The organism is Mycobacterium kyorinense (assembly GCF_002101735.1).
Classification (GTDB): Bacteria; Actinomycetota; Actinomycetes; order Mycobacteriales; family Mycobacteriaceae; genus Mycobacterium; species Mycobacterium kyorinense.
The window spans coordinates 1-24,520 of sequence record NZ_LQPE01000164.1; the positions used below are offsets into that span (position 1 = coordinate 1).

Consider the following 24,520-nt stretch of genomic DNA (forward strand, 5'->3'; position numbering starts at 1 on the left):
CGAACCGGAGGCACCTTGGCACGCATGTCATGACCCCGCCGGGTCTGCTCATCCAAGGTGGCCCCGCCGGCGTACGCCGAATCCCCATACACCTCAAACCCTTTCGACCCCGAACCATTCTGCGAGCCGCAACCGTCATCCTCGGCGGTGTCGGCGTAAGGCTCACCGGTCACCGATTCGGTATCAGCAGGTGCGCCCGTGGCGGGTTCGGCCAGCAGCTCGTCGATGACCTCGCGGTCGGCGGTGTTGGCCGCGGTGACGGCCACATTGGTGATCAGCTCCTCGTCAGGATCCACACTGAGGTGACTCTTGTAGCCGTCGAAGGTGCGGGCCCGTGACTTGTGCCCGTGGCGGGCCGCGACATCGACGGTGGAGATCAGCCGATCGCGGGCCACCCGCCGGGCGATACGAAACACCCCATCCTCGCCGGCCTCGACATCTTGACCGGCCACCAACCCCAGCAGCTCGGCGGCCTCAGCCAACGGCCCGCCCAATTCGTGGCCGTCCAATACGGCCAGCACGGCTAAAGCATCGCGGACCAGCGCATCCACCAGCGCCTCCCGCGCAGCCGGGTCGTCCCAATCACACGGCGGCTTGCCCAGCGTGGCGTAGTCATCGTCACGCTGCAGCGCCGTGCGCACCGTGCCCGCCAGCACCGGGTCGGCCCGATCAGCCGCGGACAGGACTTTGCGGATCACCGCCCGCAGCTGAATCACCGTGTCCTGGGTAGCCACCGCATCAAACAACGGAGTGGAATCGAGCACCCGCCGCCGTCCCCGCAACAACCCCGCCGCCCGCGCAATGGTGTTGACATCGTCGAACAACCGCCGCGGCCGATCCGAAGCCCGCAGCCGGTTACGCATCCCGACCAACACCGTCGGATGAAACGCCGCCGCCCCCACCGTCAACCCGGCGGCAGCCTTCCAGCGCAGATCAAATGCCAACCGGTCACAGGCCTCTCGATCAGAGAGCCCCTCATAGGCCTGCAGCAGCATCACCGTGGCCACCACCCGCGCCGGCACCGTCGGGCGACCCCGCGTCGAGGCCTTGAACAGATCGGCGAAATACTCATCACCAAACAACGCGCCACCGTGCTCAGCCAACAGCCGATAGATACTGCCCACCGGCAGCTGATCACCCACCAGCAGCATCACATCATCGAATCGGCCCTGCCGAACCTCACATCCCAACGCCACGCACCGATCCTCGCGGCAACCCGCACCAAACCCACTCAGCCACGCCGAAACCCGCGCCACTAAATCAGCAGTCTCCTAGTTGGACCTGGCGCATATCCGATACCTTCGCTAGCTTAATGTTTAAGAAAATGAATGAAGGTCAATAACACGCTGGGTGCTGCGACGCAGCATGGGATCCGCGCAGCAAGAGGGGTATGAGCCGGTGGTCAGATCGCGTGCGTTGTCGGTTGTGCCCGCGCCGTCCTCGCCGGCGGACTGGCGCATCGACATCGATCAGTTCGACGCGTGGCGCTCGGAGGTGCGCCGCACCGTGCTGTCGAATGTCCGAGGATTCGTCGCCGGCGCCGAGCTGGATCGGGCCGGTCTGGACGGCGCCGGTGATGTCTTGGTGGAGTTCGTCTCCGGGGGTAAATGCCTGCGGTCGACGTTCATGTATCTGGGCTGGCTCTGCGGCGCGGAGCCCAGCGATGCGGCGTTGTGCGCCGCCGCGAGCCTGGAGCTGCTGCACGCGTTTGCGCTGCTGCAAGACGACGTCATGGACGATTCGGACTCGCGCCGAGGTCGTCCGGCGGTGCACATCCAACTGGCCCGCCTGCATCGCGAACGTCGGCTGTCCGGATCGTCGCGCCGGTTCGGCGAATCGGCCGCCGTCCTGATCGGTGACCTGTGCCTGATCTGGGCCGAGCAGATGCTGCGGGAAAGCGGTCTCAAGCCACGCCATCTGCAGCAGGCGTGGCCGCGCTACGACGCCATGCGTGTCGAGTTGGCGCTGGGTCAATTCGCCGATCTGGCAGCCGATATCCGTGATCTGCCAACGTTGGAGGCGGTACTCGAGGTGGCGCGGCGCAAGTCGGGCAACTACACCGTGCGTCGGCCGTTGGAGATCGGCGCCGCGATGGCCGGTTGCAGCGACCGCACGTTGTCACAGCTCGGGCGATACGGTGCCGCAGTCGGGGAAGCCTTTCAGCTTCGCGACGACATCCTGGGCATCTTCGGTGCGCCCGCGGTCACCGGCAAACCCAGCGGTGCAGATCTGCTCGAATGCAAGGCGACCAGCGTCATCGTCACTGCGCACCAAATGGCCGACAGCCCGACGCGCCGAGAGCTCCAGGACCTGATGAACGGGGACGACCTCGACGACGCCGCACTGGATCGTTGCCGGGCGTTGATCGCCGCAACGGGCGCGGTGCAGCGGATCGAAGACATGATCGGCGAGCGGCTCGTGCTCGCCCGAAATGCATTGGCTGACATGGCGATCGACGAGTCCGTTAGCGCAGCGCTGGTCAAGATGGCCGACTACTGCACCCAGCGGGCCCAGTGAGCAGGGCCATCCGGGGAGCCAGCGACCACGTCGTCGTGGTCGGTGCCGGCTTGGCGGGTCTGTCCGCGGCGCTGCATCTGGCCGGCCGCGGGCGACGGGTCACGGTGGTCGAACGCCGCCCATGGCCGGGCGGGCGTGCGGGCCGACTGGACCTGGACGGCTACCGGATCGACACCGGCCCAACAGTTTTGACGATGCCCGACATCATCGACGACGTGTTCGCCGCAGTCGGTGAGACGCGCTCCAGTCGTCTGGACTTGCTGCCGGTCGAACCGGCTTACCGCGCCGCGTTCGCCGACGGCAGCTGCCTGGACGTTCACAGCGACCAGGAGCGGATGACGGCTGCCATCACCGAATTCGCAGGCCAAGAGCAGGCCGCCGGCTACCGGCGACTGCGTGCCTGGCTGACCCACCTTTATCGCATCGAGTTCGACGGATTCATCGCTGCCAACTTCGAGTCGCCCCTGTCGCTGCTGACGCCCGCGCTGGCGCGGCTCGCGGCGATCGGCGGCTTCCGCAACTGGGACAGCATGGTCAAGCGCCACATCACCAACGACCGGCTGCGCCGGGTGTTCACCTTCCAGTCGCTGTATGCCGGTGTCGCGCCCCATAACGCGCTCGCGGCATACGCCGTGATCGCGTACATGGACACCATTGCCGGCGTGTACTTTCCGCACGGCGGCATGCGCGCGCTGCCCGACGCGATGGCCGCCGCCGCGGCCGACGCCGGCGTGCGGTTCTGCTACGGCTCCACGGTCACGAAACTGGACAACGCCACAGGCCGGATCACCGCCGTCCACACCGAGCAGGGTGAGCGCATTCCTTGCGACGCCGTGGTCCTGACCACCGAACTGCCGCACACCTACGCGCTGCTGGGCCGCACTCCACGCCGATTGCGGGCCCTGCGGCCCTCGCCGTCGGCGGTGGTGGTGCACGTGGGCTGTCGTCAGATAAGTCCGCCGACGCGACACCACACCATCCTCTTCGGCGCCGCGTGGCACCAGACCTTCACCGACATCATCGACCACGGGCGACTCATGTCCGACCCCTCGTTGCTCGTCACTCGGCCCACGGCAAGCGATTCCAGCCTCGCACCGGCGGGGCGCGACCTGCTGTACCTGCTCGCCCCCGCGCCCAACCTGGGCAACGGCATCGTCGACTGGTCCGACGGGGGCCGCCGGTATGCCGACGACATCGTCGAAACCGTGCGACGACGACTGGCGGCGGATTTGGCTGACGACGCCGAAGTGCTCGAGGTCGTGACACCCGCCGACTGGGCCCGTCAGGGCATGGTAGCCGGCACGCCTTTCGCGCTGGCGCACACCTTCGGTCAGACCGGGCCGTTTCGTCCGGCCAACACCGTGCGCGGTATCGACAACGCCGTGCTGGCCGGGTCGTCGACCGTCCCCGGGGTGGGAGTGCCGACCGCGCTGATCTCCGGGCGACTGGCCGCAGACCGCATCACCGGGCTCGTCGCCCGACCCACGACACACCTCGACCTGAAAGCGCAGAAGGCATGATTCGCACCGAGTTGAACGCCGCGGGCATCGGCGATCCGCGGCTGCGCGATGCTTATCGCCGCTGCCGCGAAATCAACGCCAAGCACGGCCGCACCTTCTTCTTGGCCACCCGGCTGCTGGCGCCGGATCAGCGGCCGCCGGTGCACGCCCTCTACGGCTTCGCCCGCTACGCCGACGACATCCTCGATGTCGTCGATCCTGCCCAAGGCACCGACACTCGAGCCGAACAGCTCGCCCGGCTATCCGCGCGGTTCTTCGCCGGCGGCGACCACGACGACCCCGTGCTCGCGGCGGTCAGCGACACCGTCCACCGCTACGACATCGACCCCGATCTGTTCACCGACTTCCTGGCGTCGATGCGCATGGACCTGACCGTCACCGACTATGCGGACCGCAACGCGCTCAACATCTACATGCGCGGCTCCGCAGAAGCCATTGGGCTACAACTTCTTCCGATACTGGGCACGGTCGGGCCGGTGGAAGATGCGGCTCCCTACGCAGCGGCACTCGGGCGGGCTTTCCAGTTGACCAACTTCCTGCGTGACATCGACGAAGATTTGATGCGCAACCGGGTCTATCTGCCCGCCGACGAACTCGCCGCTTACGGGGTAGACCGTGAGCTGCTGATGTGGTGCCACCACAACCGACGCACCGATAGGCGGGTGCGTAGCGCGCTGGCAGACCAACACGACGTCACCTGGCAGTTCTATCGGCTCGCCGCCGACGGGATCACCATGCTGGCACCGCGCTCACGCCCTTGTGTGGCAACCGCATTGACGCTGTACTCGGAAATCCTGAACCGCATCGAGGACAGCGACTTCGCGGTGTTCGGTCGCCGCGCCACAGTGGGCACCACCCGCCGGCTGCAGGCCGCCGGCACCGGACTGATCCGCGCCTGGCGCGCCCGCGCCGGTACCGACCACCCGAAATCCGATGCCGCATGAGCGATCACTGGCAATACCTGTTGGTCCTGGCCGCATGCCTGACGATCACCGCGCCGCTGGAGATCTTCGGTCGCGGCGTCTATCAGCGGCCCAAGCGGGTTCTCGTCGCAATATTGCCGGTTGCGGCTGTCTTCCTGTTGTGGGATGAGCTCGCGGTTGCCGCACGGATATGGACATACAACCCTGCCTACATCACCGGGTGGACGATCCCGATTCGCGTGCCGATCGAAGAAGTGTTGTTCTTCCTCGTGATTCCGCTGTGCGCACTACTCACCTACAACGCGGTGAGCACGATCATCGATCGGGTAAAGCGACAGTGACGGGACTGGGTTACACCGCACCGGCCGTAGCGGCCGTGGCCGTGGTCTGTGCGCTCGAGTTGATGCTGTTGCGCACCGGCCTCTTTCGCCGCCTGTCCTATTGGCTGTCGATGGTGATTGTGCTCGGCTTTCAGATCCCGGTCGACGGTTGGCTGACCAAACTCAGCGCCCCGGTCGTCAGCTACGACCGGCACCAGACCATCGGTCTGCGGTTCCCGTTCGACATTCCGGTGGAAGATTTCCTGTTCGGTTTCACGATGGTCACCGCGGTGCTACTGCTGTGGGAACGCCGACATGCGCACCGGTAAGGCGCCGCAATGACCGATCGGCGTCGCCGAACTCACCCGGCAGCAAGCGGATTGCCGAACACAGGCGCGCTCTCGTGGCGACCGCGGGTGGTCGTGGTCGGCGGCGGCATCGCCGGGCTAGCCGCCGCGACGGGGCTGGCCGAACGCGGCGTCGCCGTCGAGGTGATCGAACGCGAGACCTACCTCGGCGGCCGGGCTGGCGGCTGGACGGAGCACCGAGACGGCGCCGAATTCCCGATGAACCGCGGATTTCACGCGTTCTTCCGTCAGTATTACAACTTGCGCGCGCTGTTGCGCCGCACCGATCCCGCGCTGCGCATGCTCACACCCGTCGATGACTATCCGCTCGTCGACGCCGCCGGCCGACGGGACAGCTTCCGCGGGTTGCCGCGCACCCCACCCTGGAACGCCCTGGTATTCGCGCTGCGCAGCCCGACGTTTCGGCTTCGCGACCTCGCGCGGATCGAGGCGCGTGCGGCCGCACCGCTGGCGGCCGTCTCGGTGCCACAGATCTATGAGCTGCTCGACCACGTCGACGCCGAAACCTTCCTGAAAAGCATCAACTTTCCCGACGCCGCACGGCATCTGGCCTTCGAGGTGTTCTCGCGCAGCTTCTTCGCCGAGCCCGCGCATTTGTCGGCCGCCGAATTGGCAACGATGTTTCACATCTACTTCCTCGGCAGCAACGAGGGACTCATCTTCGACGTGCCCAACGCGAACTATGACACCGCTATGTGGCAGCCGATGCGGCAGTACTTGGAGCAACACGACGTGCGGTTCAGGCTGGGCACGGAGGCCACGCGCGTCGACGCCGGTGCCAGAACGTTTCGGATGCACATCGATTCCGGTGAGCGTCTTGATGCCGATGCGGTGGTGTTGGCGACCGACATCGCGGGCCTGCAGCGAATCGTCGCCGCATCCGCTGGGCTCGGCAACGACTTGTGGCGGGCCCGGATACGGCGGCTGCGCACCGCGCCACCGTTTGCGGTGCAGCGGCTCTGGCTGGACCGTCCCGTCGCGGCGCAACGGCCGGCATTTCTGGGAACCGCCGGCCACAAGCCGCTGGACAATATCAGCATACTGGAACGCTACGAGCGCGAAGCCGGCCAATGGGCACGCGCACACCACGGCTCTGTTGTCGAATTGCATTGCTATGCCCTGGGTTCCAAGTCGCCGTGTAGGGCAGCGACTCGGCAACTGCACAAGCTGTACCCCGAGACCGCGGAGGCGCACATCGTTTTCGAAAGGGTGTTGCAGCGCAACGATTGTCCGCTGTTCGCGCCGGGCTCCCACGCTCATCGGCCGGGCGTGCTCACTCCGCAGCCGGGGCTGGTGTTGGCCGGCGACGGAATCCGCATCGACCTGCCCGTCGCGTTGATGGAACGCGCAGCCACAACCGGCTGGTGGGCGGCCAACAGACTGTTGTCCCAGTGGGGGCTGGCCGGTCACGCAGTGGATACCGTGCCCACCAGCGGCCGCTGGGCTGCGCTGCGGTGGCTGGCCCGACGCGAAATGCAGAGGCTGAGATGAGTTTTGGCGACCGATGGCGGCAGCACTGGCCCAAGGACTGGCCGCTTCAGGCCCTGCCACCCACGCCGTGGGCGACGCAGCGACCCACGTACCGCGATGCAGCGCCGGCGATCATCGACGCCGCACTCGACCGAGCCCAGCGGCGTACCACCGGCAACTGGTACGTCTTCGCCGCCAGCAGCGACGTACGCATCGACCGTCCGCTGGGCGCGACCGTCGCCGGCGCCGACATCGTGGCGTGGCGAGACCAGAACCGCCGGTTGCAGGTCGGCCCACGCAGTTGCCCGCATCTCGGCGCGGACCTGGCCACCGCAGCCGTGCGGCGCGGGACGTTGATCTGCCGCTGGCACGGCCTATCGCTCGACAGCGAGGATGCGTGCGAGTTCGGCTGGACGCCGCTGCCGTGCCACGACGACGGCGTGCTGGCCTGGGTTCGGCTGGACGCTGCCGGCGGTGAACTACCGCTGGAGGCGCCGGTGATCGCGGCGCGCCCGATCAGTGACACGATGCACGCGGTCACCCGAGTGGTCGGTGTCTGCGAACCGTGCGACGTCATCGCCAACCGACTGGACCCTTGGCACGGCACCTGGCTTCACCCGCGTTCATTCACTCGCCTGGAGGTGCTGACCACGCCGACGCCGGAGGTGGACCGGTTTTTGGTGGCGGTGACCTTTCGCGTCGGCCCACTCGGCGTGCCCGTGGTCGCCGAGTTCACCAGTCCCGAGGCGCGTACCATCGTGATGCGCATCGTGGACGGCGAAGGCATCGGCAGCGTCGTCGAAACCCACGCGACGCCAATCGGTTTGGGCGGCGACGGACGGCCCCGGTGCGCGGTGACCGAAGCCGTCGTCGCGCACTCCGACAGGACGGGGTTTCGAGCCGCTCGCCGCGCCGCGCCGCTGCTGACCACGTTGATGCGATACGCCGGAACACAGTTGTGGCGCGACGATATCGCTTACGCCGAGCGGCTTTACCACGTGCGGTCACGCCAATGGCAAAGCTAGGGAAAACGGCCCATCTGAGCGGCGTGGCGGCGATAGTTGCCACGCACTTCGCTTACCTGATCTACCTTCCCAGCGGCGGCTTTTTGGCATTGCGCTGGCCGCGCACCGTCGTACTGCACGTGCCGGCCGTTTTGTGGGGGGTTGGCGTGGTCGCCTTTGGATTTCCGTGCCCGCTGACGTGGCTGGAGCAACGGGCGCGCGGCCGAGCCGGCCTTGGTCCGCTCCCGGCGTCCGGGTTCGTCGACCGCTACGTGGAAGGTGTCTTCTACCCGGTCGGGACCACGGACGTCGCGCAAACAGTCGCTTTCGCGGTGGCCGGCATCTCATGGGTGGTGTTGATAGCGAAACGGGGCCGCAAGCGGAAGCAGCGTCGCCGCAGCCACGGGCATCCTGCGCATACTGCGGCTCATGCCGGCCGGACTGAGGAGTAGCCAGATGCGCTGCGTGGTCCTCGGCGCGACCGGATACCTTGGCACCCGGTTGATTTTCGAGCTGCTCTCGGAAGGTCACGACGTGCGGGTACTGGCCCGTAATCCCGCCAAGCTCAACGACGTTGGCTGGCGCGAGCAGGTCGATGTCGTCCAGGGTGATGTATCGGACGCCGACGCGGTGCAGCAGGCACTAGACGGACAACACGTTCTCTATTACCTTGTCCATTCCCTGATGCGGCCTGACTTCGTCGATTTCGACGCCCAGGCTGCCCGCATCGTCGCCGACGCCGCCGCGGCCGCCAGGTTGTCCCGAATCGTCTATGTCGGCGGCATCACCGCCGAGCAGCAGGAACTGTCCGACCATCTGAGCTCACGGGCACACGTGGGCCGGTTGTTAAGCGAGTCCGGCGTACCGACCGTGGAGCTGCGGGCGGCCGCGATCATCGGCGCCGGCTCGGCCAGTTTCGAAATGCTGCGCTACCTGACCGAACGTCTGCCGTTGATGATCACTCCTCGCTGGCTGCGAACCCGCGTGCAGCCCATCGCAATTCGCGACGTGCTGTACTACCTGGCCCATGCCGCGAGCCTGCCCCCGGAGGTGAACCGCGCGTTCGACATCGGTGGGCCCGACGTGTTCACATACACCGGCATGATCCGCAAATTCGCCGCGGTCGCGGGTCTGCAGCGGCGGATAGCGCTGCCGGTACCTGTACTGAGCCCCTGGTTGTCCGCGCAGTGGGTCCATCTGGTCACACCGCTTCCGCGCCGGCTCGCAGTGTCGCTGATGGAATCGCTGAAAAACGACGTGACGTGCGCCGAACACGACATCGCCCGCTATATCGGTGACCCACCAGGCGGATTGACGCATTACGAAGACGCCGTGGAACTGGCCCTCACACATCTACGCAACGAGGAGTTACGCACTCGATGGGCCCGGTCCGACGGCGACGATGCGCCATCGCGTCCACTCCCCACCGATCCGGACTGGGCCGGCGGCTCGCTGTACGAGGGCAAGCGGGAACTAAGAACATCGGCTGATGCCGCAACGCTGTGGCAGGTCATCGAATCCGTGGGCGCCGACCACGGCTGGTCGGCTTCACCTTTGGCGTGGTCGTTACGCGGGTGGATCGCCCAGCTGGCAAGCAAGGCGGGGATCCGTCGGGCTGCACGCGATACCCACGGTCTCCACCACGGCGAAGCTCTCGACTGGTGGCGAGTCGAGCACATCGACGCGCCGCATCTGCTGAGACTACGCGCCGATCTTCCGCTGCCGGGCCGCCTTTGGCTGGAAATGTCCGTGCAGCCGGGCGATCGCGTTGCCTATCGCCAACGCGTACTGTTTCAGCCCTACGGGCTGGGCGGGCAGCTGTTCTGGAATAGCTTGCGGCCGCTACACGATGCCATATTCGGCGGCATCGCCCGCGATATCGCGACCGCCGCCTCGCGGTCCGGAATGCCGGTGGCGCCAGTCGCTGATGAGTCGGGCTCGTGACCCCACCAGGACCTGACGGTTAGCCGCGGTGCGGGGCACACAGATATGCGCCACGTAACCTTGGCGGCGTCCAGGCCCGGCTTTCAATGTGGACCCGGCGGGTCTCCGGTCGCCGTACATGGGGTGCCGATACGCTGGTCGACACATCGCGGAAGAGGAACGCAGACACGTGGCCAAGCGTGGCGCTGGTAAGGCACAGTCCCGGGAAGAGCTGGAAAAGCTCATGTCGGCTGACATGCGGGCGATCACAGCTCAGGCCGACCGTATTGGTCGCCACTTCGCGCGTAGCCACCAGGTGAGCGACAACGATTTTCACGCCTTGCTCCACATCATGGTCGCCGAAACCGCGGGAGCGCCGCTGACGCTCGCCCAACTGCGACAGCGGATGGGCGTTTCGGCGGCGGCCATCACCTATCTGGTGGACCGGATGATCGACGCCGGCCACATCCGCCGCGAACCTGACCCGGCCGATCGTCGCAAAGCGTTGCTGCGCTACGAGGACAGCGGCCTGGCGTTGGCCCATACCTTCTTCAGTCCCTTGGGCACGCACCTGCGATCGGCGATCGCCGACCTCCCAGACAAGGATTTGGCTGCCGCACACCGGGTCTTCACCGCGATGATCGCGTCCATGTCACTCTTCGAAGAGGAATTGTGTTCCCTGGAGAAGGCAGCTATCGCGAAAAGCGGTAGAGCTACTACGAATCGACGTCGTAAGGCGGCGACGCACCGGGCTGCGCAATCTTCGAAACGTTCTGGCCGAGCATCCGCTGCTCGATGAGGTCCGCTCCACGCGCGACACCGCCGGTCGCCGCGAACCCGGCGGCCACCCGGCCTGCGCCGTCGACCATCGTCATCGCCTCGCGCACTTTGGCCCTTAGCCGCCGGGGACTGAGCCTCCTCAGAGGTAACCGGGTACCGCATCGCGCCATCTGCACCCGACGCGCGACCTCGGCCTGATCCCGGGCGAAGGGCACCACACAGACAGGCACACCGCGGTCGAGCGCTTTGACGGTGCTGCCCATTCCGCCGTGGGTGATCGCACAGCACGCGCGCTCGAGCACGGCAGTGTGCGGCGTGAACTGGCACACCGTCGCATTCGACGTATGGGGTAGTCCGTTCGGAACACCTGCCGGAAATGTGGCAACGACGTGCACCGGCTCATCAGCGAGCGCCTGAAGCGCGACCCGGCCAAGCACGCTATCGGCCTGCTTGATCGAGGAGGTGCTGACCAACACGAGGGGCCGATCGACGGCGGTCATCCAGCTCGGCGGTTCTGGCGGCGCGAGTTCTGTCGCGCAGGCCCCGATCAGGTGCACGGAGTCACCCCAATCCGGGTGGCGGTATTCGAACGGCTCACCACCGACCGCCAAAAGGAGCGGTGCTCGGCGCATCAACTCGTCGACCGAGTCGACTGTCGGCACACCACACTGGAAGCGAATAGCGTTGATTGGCGGCAAAACTCGGTTGTCGAACAGCGCGGCCACCACGGGGCGCATGACTGCGTCGCGAACCGTCCCCACCACGCCGGGCAACGGTCGCAAACCGGGGCCGAACGGTGGCACACCACGCGACCCCAAGTATGGGGTGAACGGTGAAAATATCAGCCACGGCACGTCTGCCGCCTCAGCGACGGCCATGGCGCCCCAGCAGTTGGCATCGACGATCACGGCGTCGGGCCGCACACCAGCGATCGCTTGCCGCAGATCGTCGACTTCGAGTACGGCCCGTCGACACAACACGTCGATGGATCTTTCCAGCACGCCGAGGGCGTTCCGCGCCAGCCAATCCCGGCCGTCGACGGCTTCGATACGCGGGTCGACTGGCTGGACGTGCAGCCCGGGCATTCTCGCGCGGGTGACGCCCGACGCCATCGTGCGCAGGTGAACCTGATGACCGCGATCGGCCAGCTCGGCCAACAGCGCGGTGATCGGCAGCAGGTGTCCGAGTGCCGGCGAGCCGTAGGCGAGAATCACTGCCATCGGGTCATCCGGCGGGTATCAACCGCACAGCCCGTAGACCCGCGAGATCGCGAACACCGCAGCCGTGCAAGCAGATCTTGAACTCGTCGATGAAGCGCTGCAGCCAATCCTCGACCGCATCAGCGGATCCGATCGCCGCTTCGAGCAATGGGCGCGCAATCGCCACCACGTCGGCACCCAAGGCGATCGCCTTGGCCGCGTCCATACCGGTCCGGATGCCGCCGGACGCCACCAATGGCATTGTGGGCCACACGTCGCGGACCTCGGCGATAGCTTGTGCCGTCGGAATACCCCAGTCGGCCAGATCGGGATAGCGCAACTCCCCGTAACGAACCAACTGCTCCACCGCAGACCATGACGTCCCCCCGGCCCCTGCGACGTCGATCGCGGCGATCGGCGGCTCGGTGCACAGCCGGGTCAACTCGGCGACGGCCGCGGCGCCGAGGCCATGCCCCACCTCTTTGAGCAGCAATGGATACCTTAACTCGGAGGCGACATCGCACAGGCGGCTCAGTGAGCCGGAGAAGTCGGTGTCGCCACGATGCTGCATCGCCTCCTGCAACGGATTGGTGTGTACCGCAAGCGCATCCGCGCTGACGCGGTCAAGCGCCTTGGCGATGTCGGGCACCGCGTCCTTCGTCAATTGCGCCAATCCGATGTTGCCGAAGAGCAATATGTCGGGCGCCACATCGCGAACGGTGAAGCTGTCTGCGGCCTGCTCACTGTCGAGCATGATCCGCTGCGATCCGAGCATCATCCCGATGCCCAACCGTTGTGCCGCCTCCGCCAGATTCCGGTTGATCGTGCCCGACAGCTGCGCGCCTCCCGTCATCGCGCCGATCAGCACCGGCGCGCGCAGCGGCACGCCCAAAAACGCGGTGGACAGGTCGATATCGGCAAGGCTGGTTTGCGTCAGCGCGTTGTACGGCAAGCGATAGCGCTCCAGGCCGGTGGTCATGCTCGGGTAGCCGACATCGCCGTCACGACACACATCGATGTGACGACGCTTGCGGTCCGTGATGCCGCCGTCCGTCATAAAGATGAAATTCCCTGCTGTCGGTTGAGCAGCCAAATGTGCGTCGACAGCACCGTCGCGAATGCACACCACAACGGGTAAACCCCCAACGGCCAAGCTTTGACGCCGCGCACCGCCACCGCCCGTCGCGTCAAGTCCGCGCTGCTGGCGGTCAACGCCCCGGCGACGAGTGCCGCTGCTCCCAGACGGTGCCGATTGAAGAAAATCCACGACCAGCTGCCGTTGAGGACGAGGTTGCCTGCAAGGGCGATCTGGTAGGCGCGTGCGTCGGGCCCCAGCTCGTCGATCGTCGAGGCTGACACCAGCGCGGTGTCGGCATACAGGGCCGGCCATACTACTGGAAACGCCTGCCGCGGAGGCTGATACGACGGTGTGCGTAGCCGTGCGTACCACGGGGAGCGAACAGCTGGCCCGCTGGCCAGACCGCCGATCACCGCTGCGGCGGCTACACCTGCAGCCGTGGCGGCCAGGGTAGAGGCGCGCATACCGTCTCCTTGGTCGATTGTCATATATCCGCCTGGAACCAGAGAGTACCCACAACTCGGATAGATTGTTCAGTTGCTTAACGATTTAGTTGGATGAGAGGCTCTCAGCGTGCTGTGGGACCGCCAGTCCGCTCTGGTGACGCACCGTCGTTCATGGTTAATCGCTCTAGCCGTCTTGACGGTCTGCGGCGCATTGATGGCAATCACCGGCAACAACAGCGCCGCCAACCAGTCGCCGGTCTCCGTGCCCAGCTCGTCGGAATCGGCCAGAGCCACGGCGGCGCTGGCCCAATTTGCCGGTGGCGACGCGGCCACAGCGATTCTGGTGATTACTCGCACCGACGGATCAACACTGACGTCAGCTGACGTGGACGCCAGCGAGCGGGCCCGCGACCGCATGCACCGCAGTCCGCAGGCGTTGCCCGCGGCCTCGACCCCGGTAGTGGTGTCGCGCGACGGAAAAGCCGCGATCACGACCGCCTCGGTGAGCGCCAAGCTGTCCGGCTTCGAGCTCAACGATGCGGTCAAAGGGCTGCGGGCGGCCGCTAGCGACGGATTGCCCGCAACGCTGAGCGCACACCTGACCGGCGGGCCGGCGTTCGGCGCCGATATCGCCAATGCATTTTCGGGCGCGAACATCACACTGCTCGTGGTCACCGCTCTGGTCGTCGCGCTGCTGCTGGTGATTACGTATCGCTCCCCGGTGCTATGGCTGGTTCCCCTGGCCGTGATCGCGTTGGCCGACCGAGTGGCATCGGTGTTGGGAACGATCGTGGCCGGGGCAACAGGGCTTACCTTCGACGGCGCCACCGCCGGCATCACCAGCGTGCTGGTATTCGGCGCTGGCACGAACTATGCGCTCCTGCTCATTTCGCGCTATCGCGAAGAACTGCGAAACGACACCGATCAGCGCACGGCGTTGCGGCGAGCGGTGCGCGCTGCCGGCCCGGCGATTCTGGCCAGCAACGCGACGGTGGTATTGGCCCTGCTGACGCTGGTCCTGGCCGTAACGCCGAGCACCCGCAGTCTCGGCGTGTGCGCGGCCTGCGGGCTGGTCGTTGCGGCCATTCTGCTGCTGTTCGTCTTGCCGCCACTGCTGGCGCTCTGCGGCCGGCGAGTGTTTTGGCCCTTCATTCCGCGCGCCGGCGACGCGCAAACAACGGCGACCGGCGGCTGGCAGCGCGTAGCTGAAGCATTGGGCCGCCAGCCCGCCGCCGTCTGCGCTGTCGCGGTCACCGTACTGGCCGCCTCGAGCGCCGGGCTGCTCGGAACCCACATCGGGCTGTCACAGACCGAGCAGTTCCGCGTGCAAGCCGACTCGGTCTCCGGATTCCGAACATTGGCCGCACATTTCCCCGGCGGCGCATCCGATCCCACCGTCGTGATCGCACCCACCGCACGGGCAGCACAGGTTCAGCAGGCCATCGTGGCGGTGCCCCGCGTCGTCTCGGCGATGCCTGCGGGCCAGTCGCCGACCGGACTGACCAAGTGGTCCGTGGTGCTCGACGCGGCTCCGTCGAGCAACGATGCATTCAATACCATTGCCGCGCTGCGCAATTCGGTGCGATCAGCAGACCCGTCCGCCCTGGTCGGGGGCGCGGACGCGCAAGCCTCGGATGTTCGCGCGGCCGCGACGCGCGACCGGCGCGTGGTGATCCCGGCGATACTGCTGGTGGTCCTGGTCGTGCTGTACGTACTGCTGCGGGCGGTGCTTGCCCCGCCGGTGCTCGTCGCGGCCACGGTGCTCAGCGCGCTGGCCGCGCTGGGTCTGGGCGGCTGGGCCAGCATTCACCTCTTCGGGTTTCCCGCGCTGGACAACAGCACACCACTGTTCGCGTTCCTGTTCCTGGTCGCGCTCGGGGTCGACTACACCATCTTCCTGGTGACCCGCGCCCGCGAGGAGACTCCCGAGCACGGCGCACGCGACGGCATGGTGCGTGCCGTCTCGGCCACCGGTGGCGTCATCACCAGCGCCGGAATCGTGCTGGCGGCGGTGTTCTGTGTGCTCGGCGTGCTGCCGCTGATCGTGTTGACCCAATTGGGCATCATCGTCGGGCTCGGGATCTTGCTGGATACCTTCGTCGTTCGCACCCTGGTCATTCCGGCGCTGTTCGCGATGATCGGTATCCGGATCTGGTGGCCTACTTTCCGCCGATGCGCTGATAGCGCCGAAGCGCCTCCACGCGCTCCGCAGCATGGTCGACAATCGGGGCTGGGTAGCCGCTCGGACGCGGGCCGCTCTTCAAGTGGACATCATCGACGTCAGCCAGCTCGGGAATCCAGCGCCGAATGTAATCGCCTGCCGGATCGAACTTCTGACCCTGCGTCGTCGGATTGAACACCCGAAAGTAGGGCGCCGCGTCAGTGCCGCATCCGGCCGACCACTGCCACCCGTGCTGATTGTTGGCCATGTCGCCGTCGACCAACTGGTCCAAGAACCACCGCGCACCCCATTGCCAGGGCAGGTGCAGATCCTTGACCAGAAACGACGCGACGATCATCCGGACCCGGTTGTGCAAGTATCCGGTCCGGCGCAGCTGGCGCATGCCCGCATCGACTATCGGAAACCCGGTCTCGCCGGCTTTCCACGCCTCGAACAACCGCTCGGCGTCCTGTCCGCTGTCGGTTTCGATGGCGTCGAAATCGCGGTTCCAGTTCCACCACGCGCTGTGCGGCCAATGGTGCAAGACCGCCGCATAGAAGTCACGAAAAGCCAACTCGCGCAGGTAAGCACGCGGACCGCCGCGACGTAGGTCCAAGTCGGCCACCATAGTCCTGGGATGAATCGTGCCGAACTTCAAGTGCGCCGACATGCGGCTGGTGCCGTCGCGGTCTGGCCGGTTCCGGTCCTCGGCATACCGGTCGAGGCCGTCCTCGACGAAGCCGTGCCACTGCTGTAACGCGGCCGCCTCGCCACCCGAGACATCAAGCGCGGCACCGGGATCGGGGATCGCCGCGTGCTTCTTCGAAATGCCGGCCGGATCGAGCCAGCGTGCCGAGCCGCGCCCGGTTCGCGCCGGTGCCCGCCAGCCGACGTCGTGCCACTGGCGGAAGAACGGGGTGAACACCTTGTACGGTGCGCCGTCGTCCTTCACGACCCGTCCCGGCGAAACCAGATACGGCGATCCCGTCGTCACCAGCGGCACCTCTCCCAGCGCCGAGCGCACCCGCTCGTCGCGGCGCCGCCCGTACGGCGCGAAGTCCTCCGAGACATGCACCGCAGAGGCATCAACCTCCTTGGCGATCAGCGGGATTCGCTCTTCCGGCAGCCCGCGGATCACCAACAATCGACCATCGAGGTCGTCGCGCAGCTGGCGCAACGAGTCGCCGAGGAACTGCAGCCGACGCTGGCCTGACGAGGATTCCAGCCGCGGATCCAACACGAAGCAGGCGAGCACCTCGTCGCCGTCGGACGCCGCGGCGGCCAATGACGGCAGATCGTTCAGCCGAAGATCGCGGCGAAACCACAACAAGCTAGGCATCCGGTGCGGCTTTGACCTCTAACCCGATGTGCACCTCGTCGATCCCGCCGCGCACCAGGGGGCTCCCCATCAGCAGCAAATACACGGCTCCAACGTAGCCGAAGTCAGCGGCTGGCCTTTTTGCGTTCGATGTCGGCCAGCGCCGCCGCCAGCTCGGCCCGTTGTGCCGCCGACGTCTCCCACGCCAGCTGGCGGTTTTTGACCACCTTGGCCGGTGCGCCGACCGCGATCGAGTAGTCCGGGATGTTGCCCTTGACCACCGCATGCGATCCGAGGACGCAGCCACGGCCGATGGTGGTGTTGCGCAACACCGTCACCTTGGCGGCAATCCAGGTGTCCGGTCCGATGCGAACCGGGCCCTTGACGATGCCCTGGTCTTTGATCGGCATCGTGATGTCGTCCATCCGGTGGTCGAAGTCACAGATGTAGCACCAGTCGGCCATCAGCACCGAATCGCCGATCTCGATGTCGAGGTAGGTGTTGACGACGTTGTCCCGGCCGAGCACCACTTTGTCGCCGAATCGCAGCGAGCCCTCGTGGGCGCGGATGGTGTTCTTGTCGCCGATGTGCACCCAGCGGCCGATCTCGAGCTGGGCCAGTTCCGGCGTGCAGTGGATCTCCACGCCCTTTCCGAGGAAGACCATGCCGCGGGTGATGATGTGCGGGTTGGCGAGCTTGAACCTCAGTAACCGCCAATAGCGGATCAGGTACCACGGCGTGTAGGCCCGGTTGGCCAACACCCACCGCAGCGATGCCAGCGTCAAGAATTTGGCCTGGCGCGGGTCGCGCAGCCGCGATCCCCGCCACCGGCGATGCAGGGGCGCCCCCCACATGGTCGTCATGGCCGCAGAGCTTAGTCCAGCGACGTTCCAGGACGAGCAGGGCGTTACGACAAAGCCGAGCCCATACCCGTTACTCTCAGCACCGTGTTCTGGCGCACCCGCTTTCCGTCGCGTGTGCAGACCGTGAACGTCATGGCCGCAGTGGTGCTGTTGACACTCTCCGGCTGCCGAAACACCGACTCCTGGGTCGACGCCGCGCCCGCGCCCGGATGGCCCGCGCAATACGGCGACGCGTCCAACACCAGCTACACCCCGACGACCGGTGCGACGACGCTGAAGCTGGGCTGGACGCGGTCCGTGAAGGGCAGCCTGGCCGCGTCGCCCGCCTTGAGCGGCCGGGGCTGGATGGTGCTCAACGCGCAAACCCCGGCCGGCTGTTCACTGATGGAATGGGAGAACGCCGACAACGGCCGGCAGCGCTGGTGCGTTCGGCTGGTCCAGGGCGGCGGCTTTGCCGGCCCGCTGTTCGACGGCTTCGACAACGTCTACGTCGGCCAGCCCGGAGCGATGATGTCCTTTCCGCCCACCCAGTGGACGCGCTGGCGGGCGCCGGTGATCGGAATGCCTTCCACCCCAAGGATTCTCAAAGACGGCCAGCTGCTGGTCGTCACCCACTTAGGCCAGGTGCTGGTGTTCGACGCGCACCGCGGCACTGTTGACGGCAGCCCACTGGATCTGGTGGAAGGCGTCGACCCGACCGATCCCACCCGCGGGCTTGCCGACTGCGCGCCGGCCCGATCCGGCTGTCCGGTGGCCGCGGCGCCGGCTTTTGCGGCCGCGACCGGGTCGGTGGTGCTGAGCCTGTGGGAGCCCGGCGCCACCGCGGCGGTGCTGGTCGGCCTGAAGTATCACCCGGGGCAAAACCCGCTGCTCACCCGAGAGTGGACCAGTGACGCCGTGGCGGCCGGTGTGCTGGCCAGCCCGGTGCTGTCCGCCGACGGCTCGACCGTCTACGTCAACGGCCGCGACCAACGGCTGTGGGCGCTGCACGTCGCCGACGGAAAGCCGAAATGGTCGGCGCCACTGAAGTTTCTGGCGCAGACGCCGCCCGCTCTCACGCCGGGCGGGCTGATCGTGTCGGGCGGCGGCCCGGACACACAGCTGGTCGCCTTCAAGGACGCCGCCGACCACGCCGACCAGGTGTGGCGCCGCGACGACGTCACTCCGCTGTCCACGTCGAGCCTGGCCGGCAGCGGTGTCGGCTACACGGTGGCAAAAGCCGATCGCGGGATGTCGCTGCTGGTCTTCGATCCACGCGACGGCCACACCGTCAACAGCTATCCGTTGCCGGAGGCCACCGGCTACCCGGTCGGGGTGGCGGTCGGCCACGATCGCCGGGTGGTCGCCGCCACCAGCGACGGCCAGGTCTACAGCTTCTCCCCGGCCTAAGAGACCGCCAACGGCGGGATGGCGTTGCGCGGCACCTGGGCCTGGGCGGCGCCCGCGAACGGCGGCAGCAACTCCCCCGGCGCGAAGTAGAAGATCAGCGAGTCGTCGGTAATAGCAAAGTTCTGGTAATGCGACGAGTCCAGGCCGGTGCCGGGCGGGATCGCAGCGCCCAGCCCCGTCTGCCGGCTCAGCTCCCGCTGCACGATCGGATAGATGGCGTCCAGCGGCTTGCTGCCCGGCGCGAACAGGGTGTCGAAGGTGACCGGCTGGCGTTTGTCGAGGTCGTAGTTGAACCCCTTGTAGAAGGTCGACGGCCGCGGCCCGCCCAAGTCTTCGAACACCTTCAGCACCACGCTCTGGGTGCCCTTAGGCGGTTTGCCCGAGCGGTACTGCTCCGACGTCACTTCCATCTGGTAGGGCTGGTCGCGGGGTCCCGAAGTCTGCGCGACGTTGATGAACCCGTCCCGGTTCTGGGTGAGGTAGTCGGTCAGGGCCTGCTGGTCGGGATAGTCGACCGGAAACTTCATGTCGAGCGTGTAGGTGGCGTTCGAGGTGTGCACGTGACACGTCTGCCCGTCGAGGCTGCCGCCCAGGCTTGCGCAGGACGGGTCGGCGACCGCCGGCGGCCCGCCCGGCCAGCCCACCAGGGCTCCGGCCGCCAGCAGCGCGGCCGCGATCACAGTGCGCATCGTCGATGTGTCCTCGCAAACTCAAAAGACGGCGCAGCCGCCGTCCCGGCCAGCCTACCTGGGCGCTCATCGCGACGGACGACAAACGAACACCGCTCTGCCGGAGCCGATGCGGGTGACAACCGCCGACAAAGCCTGTCGGCCGCGCAGCCGCAACCGTCGTCGCAGCGCGTCGGGGTCCACGTCGACACCGCGGACCAGAATCTCGAGGGCGCCGCAATCCAAGGCGGCCAGCGCCTGACGCAGCCGTCGCTCGTCGAACGGCAGCTGCTCGACGACCTCGAAGCCACGCACCCCGGCCGGCAACCGGTCGCCGGAGAGGTAGGCAATGTCGGGATCGAGCTGCCACAGCCCGTGGCGTGCGCCGTAGTGGCGCACCAGACCGGCCCGCACCACCGCGCCGTCGGGGTCGACGATCCAGCGCCCGGCGGGTCGCACCGGGCAGTCGTCGGGCTCGGCGTCGGTGACCTGTTCGCCGCGGTCCAAAACCGTGGCCCGGCGCCGCACCCCCGGCTCGGCCAACGCCTCCGACCACAGGCAGGCTTCCCGAACCGAACCGCGGTAGGAGGTCACCTCGATCTCGCCGTCGAAGCCGAGACGCCGCACCGCGTCGAAATCGATTCCGGGAGCGCACTTTACAACCAGCGGACGGCCGCGGTAGACGTCAAGCAACGCATCCAGCGCCGGCTGGTAATCGCGCGGGTTGAACCGGCGCCGCCCACCGACGCGCCGCGCAGGGTCGGCGACGACGACGGCGTCGCGGGTCACCGGGTGCAGCGCGTCGGCACGGCACAGCGCGACCTCCGGGACGTTGTGCCGCGCCATCGCCAGCCGCACCGGGTCGATGTCGCTGCCGACCGCGCGCGTGGCGTGGTCGCGCAGCGCCGCGAGCTCGGCGCCGATCGAGCAGGTGACGTCGTGCACCACCACGCCGGCCAACCGCTGCGCGTGGTGCGCCGCGACGGGCGCGGCGCTGGCCTGCTGCAGCGCCTCGTCGGTGAACAGCCATTCGCCGGTGCCCGGCAGCTTGGCGGCGGCGCGTCGTCGCAGCAACACCGTTTCGACCAGCGCGGGTGTGCGATCGCCGAACCGGGCCCGGATCGCGGCGATGTCCATCACCAGGTCGGTCAACTCGAAGCCGGCCACGACGGCCAGCGCCGCCGCGCCCGCATCCGATATCAGGTAGGCAACGTCGTCGCGCCCGAAGTTCAGGACGGCTTGACCCCGGTGATCATCACGTTGTAGAACCAGCCCTTCGGCACCACCCGCCGCCACAGGTTCTCGTCCAGCCAGGTCAGCGTCTTCCAGCTGGTGAACGCGAACTTCGCCCAGCCCCAGCCCAGCCGCTCGGAGGGCACGGCGTACTCGAACGTGCGCAGCGGCCAGCCCACCATGGCCGCGGTGAACTCCACGGTCGCGGTCTGCACCTCGGCGGCGCCGGCGGCCGCGGCCATCCGCTCGAGGTCACCAGGGGCGAACGTGTGCAGGTCGACGACGGCCTCCAGCGCTGCGGCGCGCGAGGACTCGTCGAGCTCGGCCTGCGGACGCCGCCAGGCCCCCAGGCCCGGCAGCTTGGTGACGTTGGTGGTCACGCGCCACGTCAGCGTCGACAGCGCGCGGGCGTAGCCGTCGCCGACGGTGGTCGGCTCGCCGGCGAACACGAACCGCCCGCCCGGCCGAAGTACCCGCAGCACCTCGCGCAGCGAGAGCTCGACGTCGGGAATGTGGTGCAGCACCGCGTGTCCGACCACCAGGTCGAAGGTGTCGTCGTCATACGGGATGCGTTCGGCGTCGGCGACCCGGCCGTCGATCTCTAAGCCCAGCGACTGCCCGTTGCGGGTGGCGACCTTGACCATGCCCGGCGACAAGTCGGTGACCGACCCGCGCCGCGCCACGCCGGACTGGATCAGGTTCAGCAGGAAAAACCCTGTGCCGCAGCCTAATTCGAGGGCGCGGTCGTACGGCAGCCGGTGGATCTCGTCGTCGGGAACAACGCCGTCGAAGCAGGCGCGCGCGTAGTCGACGCAGCGCTGGTCGTAGGAGATCGACCACTTCTCGTCGTAGTTCTCGGCTTCCCAGTCGTGGTAGAGCACCTGGGCCAGCTTGCTGTCGTGCCGCGCCGCTTCCACCTGCTCGGCGGTGGCGTGTGGCTGCGGCGCCGGATCAGTACTGGTCATGGTGGCCCAGCTTAACGGCACGGGCGAACACGTCCAGATAGCGGCGGCGCTCGGCGGCCAGCCGCTCGGCCGGGCCCAGCTCGTAGACGTCGTCGATGCCGGCCTTGGCCGCGGCCAGCGCGTACGGCGGGCCGTCGACAAACCGGGCGGCCCACGTCGCGGCGGCGTCGTACACATGGTCCGGGGCGACCATGTCGTCGATCAGGCCCAGCGCCAGCGCCTCTTCGGCGTCGAAGAAACGCCCGCTGTACACCAGTTCCTTGGCCCGGCTGCCGCCGACCGCGCGGGTCAACCGCGCAAGCCCGTCGCCGTCGGGAATCAGGCCGGCCAGGATCTCCGTCGCGCCCAACCGCACGTTGTCGCCGCTGACTCGCCAGTCGGCGGCCAGCGCCAGCGTCAGGCCGGCGCCCAGCGCGTATCCGGTGACGGCGGCGACGGTCGGTTTGGGGATCGCCGCGACGGCGTCGACGGCCTCCCTGCGCACCCGCGCCCACGTCTCGACCTCCGCTGTGCTCAGCGTGCGCAGCGCCGGCATGTCGTCGCCGGCCGAGAAGATCTCGTGCCCGCCGAACAGAATCACCGCGGCGACGTCGTCGCGCCCGCCCAATTCCGCAGCGGCCCTTGCGATTTCGCGATACACCTGGCGGGTCATCGCGTTGGTGGGCGGCCGCGACAGCAACAGGGTGGCCACGCCGGGGCGGTTCGCGTCGGTGTGGACGCTGACGAACTCGGTCACGGCCACCGGCGGCCCCGCGCCTGGTTGTAGCGATCGGAATCGAAGAACTCGAACTCCCAGTTGTCGCCCTTGATCGCCAAGTCCGGTTGGACTGCCACGATCTTGCGCTCGACCGCCAGCACGTCGGCGACGGTGTGACCGGCCAGCGAGTCCAGCTGCGTCCAGGTCGGCGGCAGCAGGAAGGTGCGGCCGGCCGAGAAGTCCTCGATCGCGGCCTCGGGAGTGCTCCAGCCGGCGTGGTCGGATTCGGTGTTCTCGCCGTCGGCACGCTGGCCCTCGGGTAACGCGCCGACGAAGAAGTAGGTGTCGTAGCGCCGCGTGCGTTCGGCTTCGGGGGTGACCCAGTTGGCCCACGGCCGCAGCAGGTCGGCGCGCAGCACCAGGTTCTCGGTCCGCAGGAAGTCGGCGAACGACAGCTCGCCCGCGGCCAGCGCCAGCCTCGACTCCCGGTAGACCGAGGCGTCGCCGACGATGCCGCGCGGGTCGTCGGCCGGCCCGGCGAACAGCACGCCGGATTCCTCGAAGGTCTCGCGGGCGGCCGCGCACACCAGCGCCTCGGCCAGGTCGGCGTCTATGCCGAACCGCTGCGCCCACCACGACGGCGCCGGCCCGGCCCAGGCGATCTCGGCGTTGCGGTCGCGGTCGTCGACGCCGCCGCCCGGAAACACCATCACGCCCGCCGCGAAGTGCATTTTCGAGTGCCGGCGCATCAGGAAGACGGCGATCCCGTCTGCGGTGTCGCGGACCAGCATCACGGTCGCGGCCGGCCGTGCGGGTAAGGGCGTGGTCATGCGCGCCTCCGGTGCGCTGCGCGGGTGCGGGTACGACGGGCGAAGTACCGTCCGTCGATGACGTCGACGGCGATCGACTGCCCGAACGCGCGGGACAGGTTCTCGGCGGTCAGCACGTCGGGCAGCAGGCCCGATGCGACGACCTGGCCCTCCGACAGCAGCATGCAGTGCGAAAAGCCGGGCGGGATTTCCTCGACGTGGTGGGTGACCAGCACCAGAGCCGGCGCGTCCGGGTCGGCGGCCAGGTCGGTCAGCCGGGCCACCAGTTCCTCACGGCCGCCGAGATCCAGGCCGGCGGCCGGTTCGTCGAGCAGCAGCAGCTCGGGGTCGGTCATCAGCGCGCGGGCGATCAGCACCCGCTTGCGCTCCCCCTCCGAGAGGGTCTCGTAGGTGCGGTCGGCCAGGTGCTCGGCGCCCAGGCTCTCCAGCATGTCGATCGCCCGGTGGTAGTCGACGTCCTCGTAGCGCTCCTTCCAGCGGCCCAGCACCGCGTAGCCCGCGGAGACCACCAGGTCGCGCACCACTTCGTGGCCGGGCACCCGCTGCGCGAGCACCGAGGAGCTCAGGCCCACCCGGGCGCGCAGCTCGGACATGTCGACCCGGCCCAGCCGCTCACCGAGCACATAGGCCACCCCCGACGACGGGTGTTCGGCGGCGGCGGCGATACGCAGCAGCGACGTCTTGCCGGCCCCGTTGGGTCCCAGGATCACCCAGCGTTCGTCGAGCTCGACCGACCAGTCGACCGGCCCGACCAACACCCGCCCGTCGCGGCGCAGCGAAATGTCGTGAAAGTCGATCAGCAGGTCGGGGTCGGCTGCCTCACTTGCGGTTTCGGGCACCCTGGCACC

23 protein-coding genes and 1 pseudogene are annotated in these 24,520 nt (G+C 67.6%); 12 read left to right on the forward strand and 12 right to left on the reverse strand.

Annotated elements, in window-relative coordinates; all coding sequences use genetic code 11:
• The coding region (locus tag AWC14_RS24330) for a transposase (protein ID WP_085241479.1) at nt 1-1,196 on the reverse strand (1,196 nt) is incomplete at its 3' end.
• A gap of 169 nt (nt 1,197-1,365) precedes the next feature.
• On the opposite strand from AWC14_RS24330, the gene AWC14_RS24335 reads away from it, so the two are divergent.
• The 10 genes from AWC14_RS24335 (at nt 1,366) to AWC14_RS24380 (ending at nt 10,844) form a co-directional block, all read left to right on the forward strand.
• Nucleotides 1,366-2,517 (forward strand): polyprenyl synthetase family protein, encoded by a 1,152-nt coding sequence (locus AWC14_RS24335; RefSeq protein ID WP_081968284.1) that lies wholly within the window; start codon nt 1,366-1,368, stop codon nt 2,515-2,517.
• Nucleotides 2,514-4,037 (forward strand): phytoene desaturase family protein, encoded by a 1,524-nt coding sequence (gene crtI / locus AWC14_RS24340; RefSeq protein WP_085241481.1) that lies wholly within the window; start codon nt 2,514-2,516, stop codon nt 4,035-4,037. Before AWC14_RS24335 ends, crtI begins: the two co-directional genes overlap by 4 nt.
• Complete coding sequence (locus AWC14_RS24345) at nt 4,034-4,981, forward strand: phytoene/squalene synthase family protein (RefSeq protein WP_045383353.1); 948 nt, start codon at nt 4,034-4,036, stop codon at nt 4,979-4,981. Before crtI ends, AWC14_RS24345 begins: the two co-directional genes overlap by 4 nt.
• On the forward strand, nt 4,978-5,301 hold the full coding sequence (locus tag AWC14_RS24350; protein ID WP_045383355.1) for a lycopene cyclase domain-containing protein: 324 nt from the start codon (nt 4,978-4,980) through the stop codon (nt 5,299-5,301). The genes AWC14_RS24345 and AWC14_RS24350 overlap by 4 nt, the downstream gene beginning before the upstream one ends.
• Complete coding sequence (locus AWC14_RS24355) at nt 5,298-5,609, forward strand: lycopene cyclase domain-containing protein (RefSeq protein WP_045383358.1); 312 nt, start codon at nt 5,298-5,300, stop codon at nt 5,607-5,609. The genes AWC14_RS24350 and AWC14_RS24355 overlap by 4 nt, the downstream gene beginning before the upstream one ends.
• A gap of 9 nt (nt 5,610-5,618) precedes the next feature.
• Complete coding sequence (locus AWC14_RS24360; protein ID WP_045383361.1) at nt 5,619-7,139, forward strand: FAD-dependent oxidoreductase; 1,521 nt, start codon at nt 5,619-5,621, stop codon at nt 7,137-7,139.
• Nucleotides 7,136-8,143, forward strand: coding sequence for a DUF5914 domain-containing protein (locus tag AWC14_RS24365; RefSeq protein WP_045383363.1), 1,008 nt, complete (start codon nt 7,136-7,138; stop codon nt 8,141-8,143). Before AWC14_RS24360 ends, AWC14_RS24365 begins: the two co-directional genes overlap by 4 nt.
• Complete coding sequence (locus AWC14_RS24370) at nt 8,131-8,574, forward strand: DUF2784 domain-containing protein (RefSeq protein ID WP_045383366.1); 444 nt, start codon at nt 8,131-8,133, stop codon at nt 8,572-8,574. Before AWC14_RS24365 ends, AWC14_RS24370 begins: the two co-directional genes overlap by 13 nt.
• Before the next feature lie 4 nt (nt 8,575-8,578).
• Nucleotides 8,579-10,066 (forward strand): DUF2867 domain-containing protein, encoded by a 1,488-nt coding sequence (locus AWC14_RS24375; RefSeq protein WP_045383369.1) that lies wholly within the window; start codon nt 8,579-8,581, stop codon nt 10,064-10,066.
• Between the two features lie 169 nt (nt 10,067-10,235).
• Nucleotides 10,236-10,844 (forward strand): MarR family winged helix-turn-helix transcriptional regulator, encoded by a 609-nt coding sequence (locus AWC14_RS24380; protein WP_045383372.1) that lies wholly within the window; start codon nt 10,236-10,238, stop codon nt 10,842-10,844.
• Here the strand turns inward: AWC14_RS24380 and AWC14_RS24385 are convergent.
• Genes AWC14_RS24385 through AWC14_RS24395 form a run of 3 tightly spaced genes read right to left on the reverse strand, consistent with a single transcriptional unit; the run spans nt 10,762 to nt 13,566 of the window.
• Nucleotides 10,762-12,045, reverse strand: a complete 1,284-nt coding sequence (locus AWC14_RS24385; RefSeq protein ID WP_045383374.1) for a glycosyltransferase — start codon at nt 12,043-12,045, stop codon at nt 10,762-10,764. The two genes, AWC14_RS24380 and AWC14_RS24385, sit on opposite strands and share 83 nt — an antisense overlap.
• A 4-nt stretch (nt 12,046-12,049) precedes the next feature.
• A complete protein-coding gene (gene fni / locus AWC14_RS24390; RefSeq protein WP_045383376.1) occupies nt 12,050-13,081 on the reverse strand; it encodes a type 2 isopentenyl-diphosphate Delta-isomerase in 1,032 nt (343 codons plus the stop codon).
• Nucleotides 13,078-13,566 (reverse strand): TspO/MBR family protein, encoded by a 489-nt coding sequence (locus AWC14_RS24395; protein WP_045383379.1) that lies wholly within the window; start codon nt 13,564-13,566, stop codon nt 13,078-13,080. Before AWC14_RS24395 ends, fni begins: the two co-directional genes overlap by 4 nt.
• Nucleotides 13,567-13,675: 109 nt before the next feature.
• Between AWC14_RS24395 and AWC14_RS24400 the strand changes: the two are divergent.
• Nucleotides 13,676-15,712, forward strand: a pseudogene (locus AWC14_RS24400) (MMPL family transporter); the annotation flags it as partial.
• Here AWC14_RS24400 and AWC14_RS29830 read toward each other — a convergent pair.
• Both AWC14_RS29830 and AWC14_RS24410 read right to left on the reverse strand, forming a co-directional pair.
• Complete coding sequence (locus AWC14_RS29830) at nt 15,708-17,048, reverse strand: cryptochrome/photolyase family protein (RefSeq protein WP_081968285.1); 1,341 nt, start codon at nt 17,046-17,048, stop codon at nt 15,708-15,710. The pseudogene AWC14_RS24400 and the gene AWC14_RS29830 sit on opposite strands and share 5 nt — an antisense overlap.
• 104 nt (nt 17,049-17,152) lie before the next feature.
• Nucleotides 17,153-17,890, reverse strand: coding sequence for an acyltransferase (locus AWC14_RS24410; RefSeq protein ID WP_045383385.1), 738 nt, complete (start codon nt 17,888-17,890; stop codon nt 17,153-17,155).
• 132 nt (nt 17,891-18,022) lie between these two features.
• On the opposite strand from AWC14_RS24410, the gene AWC14_RS24415 reads away from it, so the two are divergent.
• Entirely contained in the window at nt 18,023-19,279 is a 1,257-nt protein-coding gene (locus tag AWC14_RS24415; RefSeq protein ID WP_045383509.1) for an outer membrane protein assembly factor BamB, read from the forward strand.
• Here AWC14_RS24415 and AWC14_RS24420 read toward each other — a convergent pair.
• The 6 genes from AWC14_RS24420 to AWC14_RS24445 form a co-directional block, all read right to left on the reverse strand.
• Nucleotides 19,276-19,968: an esterase gene (locus AWC14_RS24420; RefSeq protein WP_045383388.1), complete on the reverse strand. Its 693-nt coding sequence runs from the start codon at nt 19,966-19,968 to the stop codon at nt 19,276-19,278. The genes AWC14_RS24415 and AWC14_RS24420 overlap by 4 nt on opposite strands.
• Nucleotides 19,969-20,034: 66 nt before the next feature.
• Nucleotides 20,035-21,219: a THUMP-like domain-containing protein gene (locus tag AWC14_RS24425; RefSeq protein ID WP_142281829.1), complete on the reverse strand. Its 1,185-nt coding sequence runs from the start codon at nt 21,217-21,219 to the stop codon at nt 20,035-20,037.
• Nucleotides 21,177-22,145, reverse strand: a complete 969-nt coding sequence (locus tag AWC14_RS24430) for a class I SAM-dependent methyltransferase (protein ID WP_045383390.1) — start codon at nt 22,143-22,145, stop codon at nt 21,177-21,179. Before AWC14_RS24430 ends, AWC14_RS24425 begins: the two co-directional genes overlap by 43 nt.
• On the reverse strand, nt 22,132-22,881 hold the full coding sequence (locus AWC14_RS24435; RefSeq protein WP_045383511.1) for an enoyl-CoA hydratase: 750 nt from the start codon (nt 22,879-22,881) through the stop codon (nt 22,132-22,134). Before AWC14_RS24435 ends, AWC14_RS24430 begins: the two co-directional genes overlap by 14 nt.
• On the reverse strand, nt 22,878-23,672 hold the full coding sequence (locus AWC14_RS24440; protein ID WP_045383393.1) for an NUDIX hydrolase: 795 nt from the start codon (nt 23,670-23,672) through the stop codon (nt 22,878-22,880). Before AWC14_RS24440 ends, AWC14_RS24435 begins: the two co-directional genes overlap by 4 nt.
• The gene (locus AWC14_RS24445) at nt 23,669-24,511 is read right to left on the reverse strand and encodes an ABC transporter ATP-binding protein (RefSeq protein ID WP_045383396.1); all 843 of its coding nucleotides are present in this window, start codon (nt 24,509-24,511) and stop codon (nt 23,669-23,671) included. Before AWC14_RS24445 ends, AWC14_RS24440 begins: the two co-directional genes overlap by 4 nt.
• Between the last annotated feature and the right edge of the window lie 9 nt (nt 24,512-24,520).

What these genes read in the sequence shown, in the direction of transcription:
- AWC14_RS24360 (WP_045383361.1), top strand. Translation starts at nt 5,619, where the DNA reads ATGACCGATCGGCGTCGCCGAACTCACCCGGCAGCAAGCGGATTGCCG.
- AWC14_RS24415 (WP_045383509.1), top strand. Translation starts at nt 18,023, where the DNA reads ATGGCCGCAGTGGTGCTGTTGACACTCTCCGGCTGCCGAAACACCGAC.
- AWC14_RS24410 (WP_045383385.1), bottom strand. Translation starts at nt 17,890, where the DNA reads ATGACGACCATGTGGGGGGCGCCCCTGCATCGCCGGTGGCGGGGATCG.
- AWC14_RS24335 (WP_081968284.1), top strand. Translation starts at nt 1,366, where the DNA reads ATGGGATCCGCGCAGCAAGAGGGGTATGAGCCGGTGGTCAGATCGCGT.
- AWC14_RS24430 (WP_045383390.1), bottom strand. Translation starts at nt 22,145, where the DNA reads ATGACCAGTACTGATCCGGCGCCGCAGCCACACGCCACCGCCGAGCAG.
- AWC14_RS24375 (WP_045383369.1), top strand. Translation starts at nt 8,579, where the DNA reads ATGCGCTGCGTGGTCCTCGGCGCGACCGGATACCTTGGCACCCGGTTG.
- AWC14_RS24395 (WP_045383379.1), bottom strand. Translation starts at nt 13,566, where the DNA reads ATGCGCGCCTCTACCCTGGCCGCCACGGCTGCAGGTGTAGCCGCCGCA.
- AWC14_RS24440 (WP_045383393.1), bottom strand. Translation starts at nt 23,672, where the DNA reads ATGACCACGCCCTTACCCGCACGGCCGGCCGCGACCGTGATGCTGGTC.
- AWC14_RS24350 (WP_045383355.1), top strand. Translation starts at nt 4,978, where the DNA reads ATGAGCGATCACTGGCAATACCTGTTGGTCCTGGCCGCATGCCTGACG.
- AWC14_RS24420 (WP_045383388.1), bottom strand. Translation starts at nt 19,968, where the DNA reads ATGCGCACTGTGATCGCGGCCGCGCTGCTGGCGGCCGGAGCCCTGGTG.
- AWC14_RS24345 (WP_045383353.1), top strand. Translation starts at nt 4,034, where the DNA reads ATGATTCGCACCGAGTTGAACGCCGCGGGCATCGGCGATCCGCGGCTG.
- AWC14_RS24370 (WP_045383366.1), top strand. Translation starts at nt 8,131, where the DNA reads ATGGCAAAGCTAGGGAAAACGGCCCATCTGAGCGGCGTGGCGGCGATA.
- AWC14_RS24385 (WP_045383374.1), bottom strand. Translation starts at nt 12,045, where the DNA reads ATGGCAGTGATTCTCGCCTACGGCTCGCCGGCACTCGGACACCTGCTG.
- fni (WP_045383376.1), bottom strand. Translation starts at nt 13,081, where the DNA reads ATGACGGACGGCGGCATCACGGACCGCAAGCGTCGTCACATCGATGTG.
- AWC14_RS29830 (WP_081968285.1), bottom strand. Translation starts at nt 17,048, where the DNA reads ATGCCTAGCTTGTTGTGGTTTCGCCGCGATCTTCGGCTGAACGATCTG.
- AWC14_RS24365 (WP_045383363.1), top strand. Translation starts at nt 7,136, where the DNA reads ATGAGTTTTGGCGACCGATGGCGGCAGCACTGGCCCAAGGACTGGCCG.